General features: G+C 48.0%; 13 protein-coding genes. 1 reads left to right on the top strand and 12 read right to left on the bottom strand.

The genetic code is table 11. From position 1 onward, the window contains the following. Window position 1: 1 nt before the first annotated feature. The 10 genes from ADU23_RS17320 to ADU23_RS17275 form a co-directional block, all read right to left on the bottom strand. On the bottom strand, window positions 2–1,786 hold the full coding sequence (locus ADU23_RS17320) for a cache domain-containing sensor histidine kinase (protein WP_053374873.1): 1,785 nt from the start codon (window positions 1,784–1,786) through the stop codon (window positions 2–4). Between the two features lie 28 nt (window positions 1,787–1,814). After that, the gene (locus ADU23_RS17315; protein ID WP_231637443.1) at window positions 1,815–3,155 is read right to left on the bottom strand and encodes an ABC transporter substrate-binding protein; all 1,341 of its coding nucleotides are present in this window, start codon (window positions 3,153–3,155) and stop codon (window positions 1,815–1,817) included. A gap of 228 nt (window positions 3,156–3,383) precedes the next feature. Continuing rightward, window positions 3,384–3,644, bottom strand: coding sequence for a metal-sensitive transcriptional regulator (locus tag ADU23_RS17310; RefSeq protein WP_053374872.1), 261 nt, complete (start codon window positions 3,642–3,644; stop codon window positions 3,384–3,386). 218 nt (window positions 3,645–3,862) lie between these two features. Further along, a complete protein-coding gene (locus ADU23_RS17305) occupies window positions 3,863–4,087 on the bottom strand; it encodes a sulfurtransferase TusA family protein (RefSeq protein ID WP_053374871.1) in 225 nt (74 codons plus the stop codon). 37 nt (window positions 4,088–4,124) lie between these two features. Beyond that, window positions 4,125–4,697 carry a sulfurtransferase TusA family protein gene (locus ADU23_RS17300; protein ID WP_053374870.1) on the bottom strand — a complete coding sequence of 191 codons (573 nt, stop codon included), beginning with the start codon at window positions 4,695–4,697 and terminating at the stop codon, window positions 4,125–4,127. A 21-nt stretch (window positions 4,698–4,718) separates the two neighbouring features. Next, window positions 4,719–5,501 (bottom strand): sulfite exporter TauE/SafE family protein, encoded by a 783-nt coding sequence (locus tag ADU23_RS17295; RefSeq protein ID WP_197286076.1) that lies wholly within the window; start codon window positions 5,499–5,501, stop codon window positions 4,719–4,721. 74 nt (window positions 5,502–5,575) lie between these two features. Further along, window positions 5,576–6,058, bottom strand: a complete 483-nt coding sequence (locus ADU23_RS17290) for a DsrE/DsrF/DrsH-like family protein (RefSeq protein ID WP_053374869.1) — start codon at window positions 6,056–6,058, stop codon at window positions 5,576–5,578. 21 nt (window positions 6,059–6,079) lie between these two features. Continuing rightward, window positions 6,080–7,231, bottom strand: a complete 1,152-nt coding sequence (locus ADU23_RS17285) for an MBL fold metallo-hydrolase (protein WP_053374868.1) — start codon at window positions 7,229–7,231, stop codon at window positions 6,080–6,082. 175 nt (window positions 7,232–7,406) lie between these two features. Further along, the gene (locus ADU23_RS17280) at window positions 7,407–8,669 is read right to left on the bottom strand and encodes an MFS transporter (RefSeq protein WP_231637442.1); all 1,263 of its coding nucleotides are present in this window, start codon (window positions 8,667–8,669) and stop codon (window positions 7,407–7,409) included. Window positions 8,670–9,021: 352 nt separating this feature from the next. Then, the gene (locus ADU23_RS17275; protein WP_053374867.1) at window positions 9,022–11,364 is read right to left on the bottom strand and encodes a glycosyl hydrolase family 18 protein; all 2,343 of its coding nucleotides are present in this window, start codon (window positions 11,362–11,364) and stop codon (window positions 9,022–9,024) included. Between the two features lie 720 nt (window positions 11,365–12,084). Here ADU23_RS17275 and ADU23_RS17270 point away from each other — a divergent pair. Then, entirely contained in the window at window positions 12,085–12,699 is a 615-nt protein-coding gene (locus tag ADU23_RS17270; protein WP_053374866.1) for a 3'-5' exonuclease, read from the top strand. Here ADU23_RS17270 and ADU23_RS17265 read toward each other — a convergent pair. Beyond that, window positions 12,696–14,192 carry an alpha-glucosidase/alpha-galactosidase gene (locus ADU23_RS17265; protein WP_053374865.1) on the bottom strand — a complete coding sequence of 499 codons (1,497 nt, stop codon included), beginning with the start codon at window positions 14,190–14,192 and terminating at the stop codon, window positions 12,696–12,698. The genes ADU23_RS17270 and ADU23_RS17265 overlap by 4 nt on opposite strands. A gap of 129 nt (window positions 14,193–14,321) precedes the next feature. Beyond that, complete coding sequence (locus tag ADU23_RS17260) at window positions 14,322–15,236, bottom strand: AraC family transcriptional regulator (RefSeq protein WP_053374864.1); 915 nt, start codon at window positions 15,234–15,236, stop codon at window positions 14,322–14,324. Window positions 15,237–15,244: the final 8 nt, after the last annotated feature.

The raw sequence follows: 15,244 nt of genomic DNA, 5'->3' as shown, positions 1-15,244 counted from the left end.
CTCACCCCTTAACCGCGGGAATAATGATTCGAATTTCCGTTCCTTCGCCACGTTTTGATTTAATGCTCACTTCAAGCTGTTCCCCATAATAAAGACGGCAGCGCGACAACACATTGCGAAGTCCGATGCTATCCCCGCCGCTGTTCAAAATATCGACTGAATCGGTATTGCTAAGCTCCCCCATCAAGTGGGCGATCAATTCAGAATCCATGCCGATCCCGTTATCCGCAACGGCGATGCGGAGCTTGTCCTGCTCCGTTTTGACGCTAATCGATATATTCGCCACGCCGCTTTCCTCCAAGCTATATTTAACAGCATTCTCTACGATGGGCTGCAATATAAACTTCGCAATCAGCAGCTGGCTTGACGCCATATCCTCTTCGATCTCGACATGCAGCCGCTCCTCGTAACGAAGCTGAAGGATGAACAAATAATCGCGGATATAGTTCATCTCGTCCTTAACTTTAACTAGATCGCTATTTAAGTTCAGCGAGTAGCGCATCATTTGGCCAAGCGCTTCCGTCGCATCCATCAATACATCATTCTTTTTCATCGCTGCAAGGCCGCTAATAATTTCTAGCGTATTGTTAAAAAAATGCGGATTGATTTGCAGCAGCAGCGCTTTATATTCGGCGTTCTTTCGGCGCAAATTCGTCTCGAATTCCGTCTCGATGAGGTATCTTAGTCGAGTGGTCATATTCTCGAATATTCTCGTGACATAACCAACCTCGCTATGGCCGGTGCGGACATGGGGCATCATGCTGAATGCCTGCGTAAACTCCCCGCGTTCCACATGCTTCATCGCTCTGGCCATCGACGTAAGCGGCCTTGTAATGCCATAAGAGAACCAATAGGCAACAAAAATGATGAGCAGCAGCAAAATGACGCTAATAAACAGCATCGTGCGGCGGATTTGATCGATCTTGATGAATAGCTCTTTCTCAGGCACCTCTCCGATCACGTACCAATCCTGCTCTTCAAAATACCGATAAAACAATAAATAGCTGTCTTTATCATGCTTAATCGGAAACACGCCGTTCGTTGCCTCTCCCTGCGCCGCTTTAATTTCTGCTAGGCCAGCCGCCAATATCGAGACATTAGCCTCCGGCACCTGCTGATTAAGCACGCTGCTTCCATCCGAATCAAGCAGAAAAGCACGGCCTGTTTTTCCAAACCGAATTTTCTCAATCGCATCACGCAGCACGGAGGTCGGATAATTTATTTTCACGAACCCTGATTTTGTAAACGATTGCAATTGTACCAACGGCAGCATATAACTGTTAACTAATCTGGATTTCATAATCGTGTCCGCTTGATCGGGGTCCGAATGCGCCTTCGTCCAGCGCTCATCTTCCTTCACAAACCACTTATACCAATCCCGCTCCAAATATGTTCGATCCTGCGTCCATACGCCGCCTCCGAAGTCTGAGAAAACGCCGATTGAAATGCCGCTTGAATTGTTAATTGAATAGGAGGATACATATTCCATTAGCCTTTGCTTGGCGAGCAGACGCTCCTCTACCGTGCTATCCGGGCTCATTTGCGCGGTAATCCACTCCTGCGTCACGCGATTGCTCATCACTTGATTGCCGATTTCCTCAACCTGCGTCATCGACGTATTAAGATGCGAGCCAAATTGCTCGATCGTCTGAGAGGTCGAAGTCTCAATCGACTGCCGAATAAGCTTTGCCGATTCTTGGCTTAGCACGAGCACAAGGGTAATAAAAGGGACGATCAGCAGCAAAGAGAAAGCAGCCATCAGCCGACTTCTTAATGAGAAAAACACCGGGCAGCCTCCTCTCTAACTATTTTCATCATTTTGTTATAGCAATTGAATCGGCGTACGACTTGTCGATGGTGCTGATCGCAGACTGAATCGCCTCGTCCAAATCCCGCTTCTCCAGCGCCACTTCCTCGAACAGATTTTTGATGGCCTCCGATACTTGCGGGAATACAGGCGTAATCGGCCTTGGCCTGCCATACTTTTGGTTTTGGATAACAAAAATATTTTTCGGATACTCATTCAGCTCCGTAAACTCCTTGGCGACAGAGTATCTCGCTGGAATATCATGCGTAATGCTCGTATAAATCTTCAAGCCCTCATAACTGGTTATCCAGTTTACGAACATCCAAGCTTCCTCCGGATGCTTGCTCTTTGCCGAGATGCCCAGTCCCCAGCTGCCATTGGCAACCGCTTGTCTGGTTCCCTTCGGCAGAGGTGCCACGTCAAAGTCTTCCCCTAGCTTGAAGTCCGGAAAGTTCTCAGCAATATGCGAAAGGGACCACGTGCCGTCGATTGTAATGCCTAGTTTGCGGTTAGGGAAAGCATCCACCGGATACTCAAATGACGCCACCTTATATTTCGTGAACAGGTCGGTATAGAAGGTCAGCGCCCGCTTCGTCTCAAGCGAGTCCAAATAACCTTTCGCTGACGTGCCTTCCGGATTCATCACTTCTCCCCCGAATTGCCAAATGATCGGGTATTTGAAGTAAGCGGTCGCGCCCGCGTTCTGAAAGCCCTGTGCGGGATCAATGCCGTAGATGCCGTTAACCGGATCATTGATTTTCTTCGCTGCTTCAAGGACCTGATCCCATGTCCACGCTTCGTCCGGGTTTCTGGAAGGCAGAGTGATACCGGCAGCCTCAAACATTTTTTTATTGTAAAACATCGCTATCGATGATTCCGTTACGGGAGCCAAATAGATGTTTTGCCGGTACGTATAACCATCGATCGTCGTTTGCGGGATATCCTCGATATGACCATTACGTTTAAAGTTGCCGGTTAACGGCAGCAGTGCCCCAGCTTCCGCGTAGGACGCTAGATTCGGTGCATCTATCGCCATAATGTCAGGCGGATTGCCCGCTGCTACCGAGGTTCTCAGCTTCGTATCGTAATCGCTGTACGGAAATGGCATCATTACTATCTTTATCGCCTTATGCTTCTCCATAAACGCGGCAATTAACTGATCATAAGCCATATTTTCAGCTTTGTTGCCGGAGTTTCTCCAAAAAGTAAGCGTTACCGGTTTTTCGATCGCGGCTTTCTCTTGCTGCTTGTCATTTTCCGAAGGAGTACTGCCGCCTTTCATGCATCCTGCAATAAGCAGCATTCCTAACATAATCATCAAGCCGATTGGATATCTTTTCCTTCGCATGGCTGTGACTCCCCCTTTGCTGCACGCGATCTGCTGCGCCATTTCATCCATTCAGAATAACAGATTCAGAGACTAATATCCTTTTCATTTTTTCAGTATTTTTATTTAAATATTCTCTGGTTGCAAATATAGAGCACTTGATACGGTCACAAAAAAAAGCCTATCAGCCCGTTAAGGCAGAATCGGCTTACTTAAGCGATACTAACGTTTAATTCCAAACCCCTTATATTAACGGCTTTTCACGAGCAGCTCCATCGCTTCCTTAACAACCGTCCCGGTGTCTTTGCCTGCCGCTATTTCCTCAAGAATACATTTCTCCAAGTTTACCGCTACGATATAAGCAATCGCTTTATCTGCTGCGCTTCGAATGGCTGACAGTTGACTCACCACATCCTTGCAGTGCTTCTCCTCTTCCATCATGTTCAGAACGCCTCGTGCTTGTCCTTCGATCCTTTTCAGCCGTTTCTTCACATCATCATCATATATCATCCTTACACGCTTCCTTTCCATTTCATTATGGTTTCATCGCTCGATTTCCACGTGTAGGCCTTAAACCTATATCCAATCAGGCCGTTACCAAATGCTATTGTCTTAAATTATATACCTTGTTACAAATAGAGACAATGCAATCTCCCCTTCAAGATCAGAAGAAGCTATCACGCGTTGTGATAGCTCCCCCCTCCCCCCCATCGGCTTTGCAGCCGCAATCAACCTTTCTTTATAAAAAAGGTAAATACGCCATTTTCCGATTTCGTTTCAAGCAGCTCATTTTTCGTTTTGTTCACCCATGCCTCAAAATCGTTAAGCGCCCCTTTATCCGTTGCTTGAAGCTCCATAATCTGGCCCGTCTGCAGCGAGTCCATTCCTTTTTTAGCTTTAACAATCGGCATCGGACAAGCTAGTCCTTTTGCGTCTATAAGAAGATCTGCCATTTCATTATTCCTCCTCAGATGGTGTTACAATTAGTGGTCAACCCTTTTCAGTCATGCCCTGCCACTCTGACATGCCCGGCTTCATATTTTTCACATGAACAAATCCTTTTTCCAAAAGCAGCTGGCATGCGATGTCGCTTCGGACACCCGTTCGGCATACGACTATATATTGCTGATCCTGCGAGAGCTCGCCAAGCCGCTCTTCCAGCTCGCCAAGCGGTATCGACCGGGCGCCAGGCAGATGTCCAAAAGCATATTCCGCCGGCTCGCGAACATCCACGATGCTCATTTTCTCCCCAGCCTCCAGCCGATCTTGTATGTCCGCATTATTAATAATATGGGGATATTGAAGATCAACCTGGCGATCCGCTTCCTCCGCCTTACGAATAAAGTGATGATATACGCCATTCGCTTCCTTCAAGCCCACATACTGATGGCCGATCCGTTTTGCCCACCCTTGGAGATCAGCAACGGAACCTCTATCCGTAGCCGTCACTTCCAGAACCTCCCCACCGTTCATCTCGTCGATTATCTTTTTGGTCTTGACGACCGGCAGCGGACACGCGAGTCCAACGCACTCCAAGATCCGATCAACTTTTATTGCTGACATATGATACTTTGCCTCCTTTAATCATTTCATTAAAATATCAAGCCAAATTTTGACGACAGTCGCCACGATAAGCGCAGCCAGAATCCACTGAAGCAGCTTGGCATTTAGTTTTTTGCTTATTTTGGCCCCAATTGGAGCCGCAATGACACTGGCAACAACCATTACAATCGAAGGCACAAGCAGCATATGCCCTCCCATCACCTTCCCCGCTGTCGAGCCAATGGAGGAAATAAACGTGATGGCTAATGATGAAGCAATCGCAATGCGTGTCGGTATTTTTAGAATAACGAGCATAACGGGAACGGTTATGAATGCGCCCGCTGCTCCAACGATACCTGATACTATTCCAATGATAGCGGCAAGTATCGCTGCTAGCGGCTTGTTAAATGTGAGCTTTGCATATTCCATAGCCTCTTCGCCTTTTTTCGGAAGAAACATCATAATCGCTGCGATGAGCGCTAGAACGGCATAGGTCACATTGATAAACGAGTCCTCCAAAAATTGAGAGCCGTACCCACCGATAAAGCTGCCAATTACAACGCTTGAGCCCATAATCACGACTAGAGATTTATTAATAAAACCGCCTTTTCGAAAAGCCAGCATGCCTGAGAGCGTGGCAAAAAAAACTTGAACCGCACTGATTGCCGATACCTCTTGTGCGCTGAATGAAGCAAAGCCAAGCGCAGGAGGAATATAGAGCAGCATAGGATATTTGATAATGGAGCCTCCAATGCCAACCATCCCGGACACTAGTGATCCGACAAACCCAATCGCGAGCAGCATCATCATCCATCCATAATCCATAACAATCTCCTTATACATATACCCGTAATGGTATATAAAATGGCTAAAAAAAACAACTATTAGCTGTTAATTCATTAAATAAACAAGTTAACCCTTGCATCTGCTGCGTCTCCTAAATAAGCGGATACGCCCGCATATTCAATGCCGTCGAGCAGTTCTCCCTCTTGCAGGCCCAACAAATCCATCGTCATCGTACAAGCGACTAATTTCACGCCTTGCTCACGCGCGAGCTCGATTAACTGCGGCAGAGAGAGCGCATTATGCTTTTTCATTACATGCTTGATCATTTTAGGCCCCATGCCGCCAAAGTTCATCCTTGAAAGACCAAGCTTGTCTGCTCCGCGCGGCATCATCCATCCAAACATTTTTTCTAATAACCCTTTTTCACTAGCAGCGACATGATCTTTGCGCAGCGTATTTAGCCCCCAGAAAGTAAAGAAGATCGTTACCTCATGGTCATAGGCAGCTGCCCCATTGGCAATAATAAATGCAGCGATCACCTTATCCAAATCACCGCTAAATAACACAATCGTTGATTTTTCCTTTGTGCTGCTCATCAACATGAACCTCATTTCTAATTATTTATCGTGAATCGCGCAGCGATTAGGCCCAAGCTCCATCTCGCGCTGCTCTTCATCGGGCGGTGACATTTTCCCCATATTAATTTGTCTGATCGCTTCGTATGCATGGGGCTGAGGCGGCAAGTTTTCCGTGACTGCTGCTCTAAACTCAGCTTCGTCTTGCATGTTTAATCCCGGATTCATCCGGTATAAATCACCGAGGCGCGCTGATACTTTGCCTCCTTCACCAAGCTCGGCAACTTGTCCAAAATGCGCAGGCAATACAACCAAATCCTCTGATATTAATTTATAGCGTTTGTATAAAGTGTTTCGAAGATCGTCTACCCAATCCTCCGCTTTGCCAGCCAAATCAGGACGGCCAATCGATTGGACAAATAAGCTGTCACCCGAGAGCAGATACTTACCGTCAACGATTAACGATGTGCTGCCAATCGTATGGCCTGGCGCATAAACCGGCTGAATGCTGATCGTTGACTTTCCAACGGTAATTGCAGAGCTTTCTCCAAGCTTGCGGTAGGAAAATACGACCTCACCCGCATCTTTTGGCGGCAGCCAGTAGGAACCACCCGTTGTTTCAGCTAATTTGCGTCCGCCAGAAATATGGTCTGCATGAAGATGGGTATCGATTGTATGGGTGATCTTCACACCCAGATTATCGGCGAAGTCCGTAAACACATCCGTCATGCGAACGGCATCAACAACTGCCGCCTCGCCGCCAGAGATAATCATATAGGAGAGACATCCTTTTCCCACCCGAACAAATTGGTAGATGGCGCCTCCATCGTTCAAGTCGCCTACCTTAACCGGCTCCAAATGCTCGCTCCAAGCTTTCATCCCGCCCATTAGATACGATACATCCATAATCCCATGCTCCATTAACTGTTCCGCCACATATTTTGAAGAGCCTTCTTTGGCGCAGACGACCAGCACCGCTTGATGCTCCGGTATTTGATCCCATACATATTCTGCACCTTCTAGAAACTCAAAATAAGGAATGTTTATCGTTTGAACATGCTCGCCTTCTATTCTCCAATTGCTATACTCTTCTTCATTGCGAACATCCAAAATAAATAATGGGTCCTTGCCAAATACTATCTTAGCTAGCGCCGCTGCTGTCATTCCCGTTAATTCAGAGTGATTTGCCGTCATGTTATGCTCCCTTCGTTGTTTATACATATACCCGTATAGGTATGTAAAGACTATAAGGGATTTCATATTTCTCGTCAATCCCAAATAATTGTAAATAAAAAAACTGCCCGCAGATCCGTTAAGACCCGGCCGGACAGTCTCTCCTAAGATTAGTTGACAACTAAGCTCGTCATGATTACGGCTCGGCATGCTGCTTTTCTTTAATCAACATGACCGAAATGTATTGAAGCACTGCTGTTGTAAACAGCACGACCGGCATCCATATGGAAGCCAAATCCGAAGCTAGCAATATAAGGACGCTTATTGAGATTACCCTCCCTACATTCAAGAACAGCTCCCTCATCACAACGGATTCAACGCGCAGCTGCCCTTTGAGCGGAAGCGTCCCGATGAGACGGTAGTAATAAGACGTAAGCGTATTGACTGCAAGCGGATTACAGATCGAGAATAAAATCATAAATACGGCGACGGACCAAAAAGCAACCTGGAAGAGCAGCAGCGCGGAGCCAATCGCAACACCGGTCGTAGACAGCAGAACGTATTTGCGCACTTGCTCCTTCTGCGCTTTTCTGGAAATGACATAACCGGTTGCCACGGTCAGCGATGAGAAGAAAACACCCATATAGCCTACCCAGTCCTCGCGCCCTACCGTTTGATACAGCATGATATTGGGCAGAAACAGCATAATGCCTTGGAATAAGCCGAGCACAAAAAAGCTGTACAATGCTTTTAACCAGCGCCTATTTTTGTTCATTACAAGTCCCATAAACTTTAAATAATAAGCTTTATGATGGGACTTTACCATCGGAATGCGGAAGCTGACGAACGCAGCGATAAGGAACATAATAAATGCGAGCGTGAAAATAATAACATAGCCCTGCAGCCCTTCGCTTCGCTGGATGATGTAGCCTGCAAGCGCAGGCCCGGCAAGCCCCGATGCATTAAAAAAAATCATATTGATCGCAAGAAACCGAATCCGGTTCGCTTCCGTCGAAACATCATATTGTATGACTAAGTATCCGGTCCAATATAGCCCGGCGGCAACGCCGTTAAAAATGGCAAACCATATGTAATATTGTGCGACATGCTCCTGTGCAATAACGACCATCAAATAAAAAATGGCGATCATGACGATGCCCAGCCGGTACGTCACCATTCGGTCGCTTCGTTTTGCAATCCAGCCTCCAAGCGCAAAGGCGGGCGGTGTCAGGATGAACACAACGATGTTATAAATCCCGTTTACCGTTAAATCCTGTGTCAGCCGCCATAAGTATAAATTGAGAAATAAACCAGACATCGATGCACCGAACTGAAAACAGCAATGAATAATTAAAGCAGTTACAGCGTCCTTTCCGAGCCTGCTTTCTGGCGGAATCTGCGTACCTTTGAATAGATTCAATCTAGTCCAAAATCTGGTCTCCGTCTGCATTTGCTGCATCCCCCGTTGCTTCTCAACTGAAAAACGTTTTCTTTTTATTTAGTTTATCACATGGCAATCCCCTACCCTCGGCTTAAGAAAGCGCTCTCTCCCTCAAAATAGCCGCTATCCTTCCATATAGGGCAATCAAGTAACCGTATTCACTGATTATGTCCTTTGTTCGCATGATTAGACTTGCCGACCCGACTTGAAAATACTCAAACATCAATGATTCTAGCAAAAAACGCCTCCAAGCCCACTGACAACGTGGTTTTGGAAGCGTTTATGTCCTTCATTCGAGAATCTCCTATTTACTGTAACGCATAAGTGAGGACTATCTCCTTCCCCGTTGCCCAGCTTCTAATCGAATCAACTAGGCCTGCGCTTGCCATAGTGCCAGCACATTTGCTGGTTCCCAGCCAACTATCGCTGTATGGGGCTGCAAGCATTTATAAGTCACGCCGCCATAGCTAACCAAGTCTCCGGCATGATAGGAAACGCCCGCGCTCCAAGCTGCTGCGCCCGTGCCGTTACCGCCTCCGCCGGTTGCAGCCAGTGTTACCGAAACCTGCGAGCTCGCTGCCGAACGGTTGCCGGCTGCATCCTTTGCTTTTACGGTAAAGTGATAAGTCGTTCCTGCCGTTAAGCCGCTAACTACAATAGATGCTGTTGCAGATTGCGCGATCAGCGTCGATCCATTAAATACTTCATAACCCGTCACCCCGGTATTATCTGAAGACGCGCTCCAGCTTAACGATACGCTCGAAGTCGTTTGTCCCGCCACGGTTAATCCAGCAGGCGTGCTTGGCGCTGCCGTATCAACGGGCACAGGCGTGGTCGTTCCGCCACCGCCGCTGCCGCAAGGCCCGATTACTTTCCAAACGCCCCATGCGCCGGATTGATCAGGTTGATCGCCTTGCGTCCACCATTTTGCCTCGTATACGGTTCCGTTGTATTTCACCTGCTGGCCGCCGCTATAAGCGGTTGCTGACGCCCACTCTGCAGCCGGGCATGTACCCGTTGGCGCTGCAGCTGTCGTTACAGAAACTGCCGCGCTTGCTGCCGACAAATTGCCTGCCGCATCCTTTGCTTTGACAGTAAACGAATATGCCGTTTCAGCAGTTAACCCGCTAATCGTTGCAGATGTACCCGTCACGGTTGCGGCGAGTGCTGCAGCGTTATAAACCTGATAACCGGTCACGCCTTTATTGTCTGTAGACGCCGACCAGCTGAGGGTAACGCTTGAAGAGGTCTTTGCGGTTGAAGTCAAATTAGCTGGAGTGGATGGAGCTATCGTGTCCGCAGGATCAGTTGGATTTCCGCCGCCAGGCGTTCCTCCGTTATTTAAATCTCCTGCAAGCTTATCTAGCAGCTTATTGCCGCTGCAGCTATAGTTGCCGCTAACTCTGCAATCCGAGGAAAGCTCCCAGAACATGCCGCCAGCTAATCCTTTTGTTTTCAAATAATCGATTTTGTAGCCGAACGATTCATAGTCATCATAGCTGATAAAAACTTTGGAGGCAGCATTGTATAAGTATGGCACCTTCGCAACATCGTTCCAATAACGAACAAATCCGTTTTTGTTAATATATTTGGCAGCCAAATCGCCGTAGTCGAATACGCCGGCTTCCCATGTTCCCGCAGGTGGCGTGCTTGCGCAAGTTTGATATTGCCCGTCTCCGTTAGGTCCAGCTGCGCAGCCGCTCCAGCCGCGTCCGTAGAACGGAACGCCTAGCACGAGCTTATTGGCTGGGACGCCCGCATCAAGATGGCCTTGCACACCTTTTGCAACATTAAAAGTGTCCGCGTTCGGTATGCCTGCTTGCACAGCTGCGGAATCGGTATATAACGGTGCGTTATGCGCGCTCTTTGTGCTCCAACCGCCGTTGAAATCATAAGTCATGATGTTGATCCAATCAACCGTAGCCGCAATTTGTGCCAGCTCCGTATTGTTTACGTACGAAGGCGATGCGCCCGAAGCGATCGTAAGCTCATACGTCTTGCCGTCTACGATTTCAGCCGCATCCAGCTCCTTGCGCACCTCCTGCAGGAGCAGCGTATAGTTATGCTTATCTTCACGCCTTGCGCTATTGCCGGCCAAACCTCCGTTTACCGGATACTCCCAGTCAAGATCAACGCCGTCAAATTGATAATGGCGAATAAAGTCGACAGCGGACTTAGCGAAGACGGAACGTGTAGCGGAGCTTGCGGCAACATCCGAGAAACGATTCGACCATGACCAGCCGCCGATCGAAATAATCGTTCTTAGATGCGGGTTCGCTTGCTTCAGCTTAATGAGCTGGCCAATATTTCCTTTTAGCGGCTTATCCCATGCATCTCCCGCATAAGCCTTTTGGGCGTCAATCCATGGATCTCCCAGTACTATTGTTCCGTTCGGAACAGTAATCGCTCCCGCTTCATTTTGGCATGACCAAGTCGCAGGATTAGGGCCTGTTGGATCAGGATTTCCGTGAGAGCCATTCCAGCAAATGTCCGCAAATGCATAATTGATATGAGTCAATTTAGAAGCATCGATATCCGTTACGTTATAACCGCGCCCATAAGCGCCCCATGCCGGAAAATACCCGATTACTTTATACGAATTATTCGCGGCTGCGGCCTGAGTAGACGCAGCAGGCACAAATAAACCAACCGCTGACAAGAGCATTGCCGCCAGCATCACAAGCGTGGAAGCTTTCTTCATCCTCTTCTTCATTCATCAATCTCTCCTCTCAAATTTAAAAATGTTCCGTTTCCATCGTTTATGGCTGCTTCCTCTTACAAAAACAAAGCTGTGAAGAGCAAATCACCTCCCGGGGACAACACAAAAATGTATGCGCTTTCTAAAATCGCTACAATGAATATTGTGAGGGTGAATCACGCTGTTGAATAGGGATATTTTTTGACAATTTGGGGGTAAGTTTATGTTAAATTTTATAAATTAAATGTTCAAAACCGCATATAAATACTTATTTCTGTATATGTTTACAAGTAAAAATAATAAGTTATAATGATTATTAATAAGAAACTGGATAAACATGGTCTTGTAGAATCATCATCAAACATTGCTATCGGTCCTTTAACTATCTTTTCACCACGAATGACCTACCCCTTCTTGCCTAACCGCGAATAACCACCTCCCCTCTAATCACAAAATACAACCATTACGTTGAAAGGGGGGAACCGATATGGCGAAGCAGCAAGGACACGCAACCAAAAATACAACGACAAAAACTTCCGACAAAAAAGGCAACGCGTCCGGCAATAACCACTAACCCCTAAACAGAATCTAACAAAGCAAAAACGACCCATTGCCGGCTTGCTAAGCTCCGGCAATGGGTCGTTTCATGTTCGCAATAGAAGGTTTTTTATGTTTTTTGTCGAATTATTTCAGAAGCGATTGCAACTTATAACTAGAAAAAGTGGTGAACCAACTATGACTAATCATTCTTATACCGTCATCGATTTTGAAACGAGCGGACTTGATCCGAAGAAGGATCGGGTTATTGAAATGGCGGCGATTCGCTGCGTCAATGGTGAAATCGCCAGCGAATTCAGCACGCTCGTCCGTTATGATGGCAAGCTTTCGGCAAAAATAACGGAGCTGACCGGCATTACCGATGAGATGACCGCTACCGGCATGGACGAGGATACCGCATTCCGGATTTTAAACCGCATGCTCGGCGACAACGTATTGATCGCTCACAACGCTGCTTTCGATCTTGGCTTCCTGCACCATTCCTTGCTAAGAATCGCCGGCAGATCCTTTACGAACAGCTTTATCGATACGCTGACGATCAGCCGCGCCAGACATGTCTATCCGCATACGCTCAAAGACATGTCCGATCGTTACGGCATCCCGCTAATTGGCGGCCATCGCGCGCTCAACGACGTTATCGCCTGCTGGGAAATTTTCAAAAAAATGAATGACGAACAATCCGTTGAAGACTATATGAATACGCTGGGTTATCTCAAAAAGTTCGGCCCTCCGGCTTGGAGTCCGTCTGGGGCGATTCTCGAGCCCATCGAGCTCAAATATGCCCCTCGTTAGACGCGTTCCTTCCCTTTATCCGATTCGCCTGCATTTTTATTCGCGGCATCCCGGTCCTGCTGCATTTCCTCAACCGTCTTCACCTTGAGACGGGCTGCTCCTTCATAATCGCGTGTAGGAATCAGCGGGCCTTCCGTCAGGCGCTTCTTGGCTGCGGCGATTGATTCCGTATATTGCGGCAGCCACTGCTCCTGCGCCACGAGCATTTCATCTACCATCTGCCATATTTCATTCGGATTGCAAACGGCGCCAACTAGCGGGTCCATCATAAATGCCTGCCGCAAAAGCTTGTCGTCGCCATGAATCGCTGCCTCAACGGCTAGGCGCTGCACCGATATGCTTACATTGCAGACGGCTGCGGCGCCAAGCGGCAGCTCGCCAACCGTTGGCATCGAAACGCCATTGCGATCAACGTAACCCGGTGCCTCGATAATCGCGTCATTTGGCAGATTGGCGATAACCCCTTTATTTTCCACGTTGAAGTGTCCGCGATACACTCTGCCCGTTTCCAGCCCTTCGATAATATATGAGCCATGCTCATGGCTGCGCAGCTCGCTTTTGAACTCATTTGCCGGGTCCTTCATCCAGTTTGGAAAATCAGTCTCGAACCAATTGCGCCCCTCTGTACAAACGCGCAGGTAACCACCCGTTTCTCCATTAATCCATGAGCTTAGATCGATCCAATCGTTAATTTCCTCCGGGCGCTTGCGGTACCAAGGCACATACTCGCTCAAATGGCCGTTCGATTCCGTGCTGTAATAGCCGAAGCGGCGCAGCATATCGATGCGCACCTTCTCCGTACGGCTAAAATCGGGATGCTTCTCGAATGCCTCAAGCAGCTTGCCGGTTAAATCCTCGCCATTATGCCTAATTTGGATGTACCAGGTTTGATGGTTGATGCCTGCGCAAATGATATCAACTTCCTCCTGCTTTAAGCCAAACGCCTCTGCAATTTGCCAATGGCCGCCCTGAACGCCATGGCATAAGCCAATCGTCCGCACGCCGCCGTACTTATTGCATGCCCACGTCATCATCGCCATCGGATTTGCATAGTTGAGCAAGAGCACATCCGCTGCTGCAACCTCCCTTATATCGCGGCAAATATTCATCATTTCGGCAATGCCGCGCTGTCCGTACATGATGCCGCCAGCGCTGAGCGTATCGCCTACGCACTGGTCGACACCATATTTGAGCGGTATATCAACGTCCGTTGCGAACGCTTCAAGCCCGCCGACTCGAATGGTGCAAATAACGTACTTCGCATCCTTCAAAGCTTCGCGCCGATCGGTTGTCGATTGAATCGAGATCGATAAGCCGTTCTCCTGAATATCGCGCTGGCAAAGCGCAGTTACCATCTCAAGGTTATGTGCGTTAATATCGGTAAAAGCAATTTCAATGTTGTGGAATTCCTTCACCGCGAGCAAGTCGCGAAGCAGGCCGCGCGTGAATCCAATCGAGCCCGCGCCGATAAATGTAATTTTAAAAGCAGACATGCCAAATCGCCTCCGAATATCGTTTAATAGAGTCGTTTAATCTCCTCTACATTGTAACAACGATAAAACGGAAGCGTTATCAAAATAGTGACCAACTCACTCTTTTGCTGTCAGATATCGTCACTTTTATCATTCAAACGTTAATCCCCGGCTATCCAAAATTTGCGTATCCACCGCATTCCGGTAAGCAATCGGCGTCTGGTTCGTATATTTTTTGAACATCGCATGAAAGTATTGCCGGCTCCCTACGCCCACATAATCACAAATATCTGCAATCGCCACATCCGTCTCACGCAGCAGCATTTTGGCCTTCTCCATCCGCAGCTCCGTTAAATAACCGGTTAACGTCTTGCCATAGTGCGCTCGGAATATCCGGTGCAAGTAGCCGGGATGAAGGCTGACTGCCGCTGCAATATCCTTCACCTGAATGTCTCGGTCATAGTTGTGATGCATGTATTCAATCGCTTGCTTGACATACAGCTCTACCGTATTGATCCCTTGCGCGCCAGACTCGCCATGCAAGCGCGCAATGGCCAAGATCAGCTGCGCAAACAGCAGCTCCGCCTTCAGGTTAATGCTTTTGCCGCGGCTGTCCAGCTCCAGTACCAGGCTCTTAAGCACCTGATAGACCTCGCTTGGATCGCGCAATAACAAATAAGAGGACGGCTCTGTGATCAATTCGGCCACAAATTCGTCCTCCAAAGCAAGCTGTCGCATAGAGGGGAACGCCGCATGGCGCTCCCTAAAATCAAATTCAACGTTAAGCATCCGGCACGGTCCGCGTTCGTCAACGATAAGGCGATGCGGCACATTCGCATCAAGAATGATAAACTCGCCTTTCTTAAGCGTCATCTCGCATGCTGCGGCAGCCGAGGTCGCTTCAATCTCGATGCCGCATGACCCGGAAATGACATACATAATTTCAATCGCATCATGCGTATGAAAGGTCATGGTGTAATCTGCCCACTGTTTAAAATAATAAGCAAAAACATGCGGATGCAAATCCCCAACTAACCACTCTCGCTTGAACAGCGTTCCGCTCACGAGATGTT

Source organism: Paenibacillus sp. FJAT-27812 (assembly GCF_001273905.1).
Taxonomy (GTDB): Bacteria; Bacillota; Bacilli; order Paenibacillales; family Paenibacillaceae; genus Pristimantibacillus.
The sequence above is the reverse complement of the archived record's forward strand: the minus strand, read 5'-3'. Positions and strand labels throughout refer to the sequence as shown.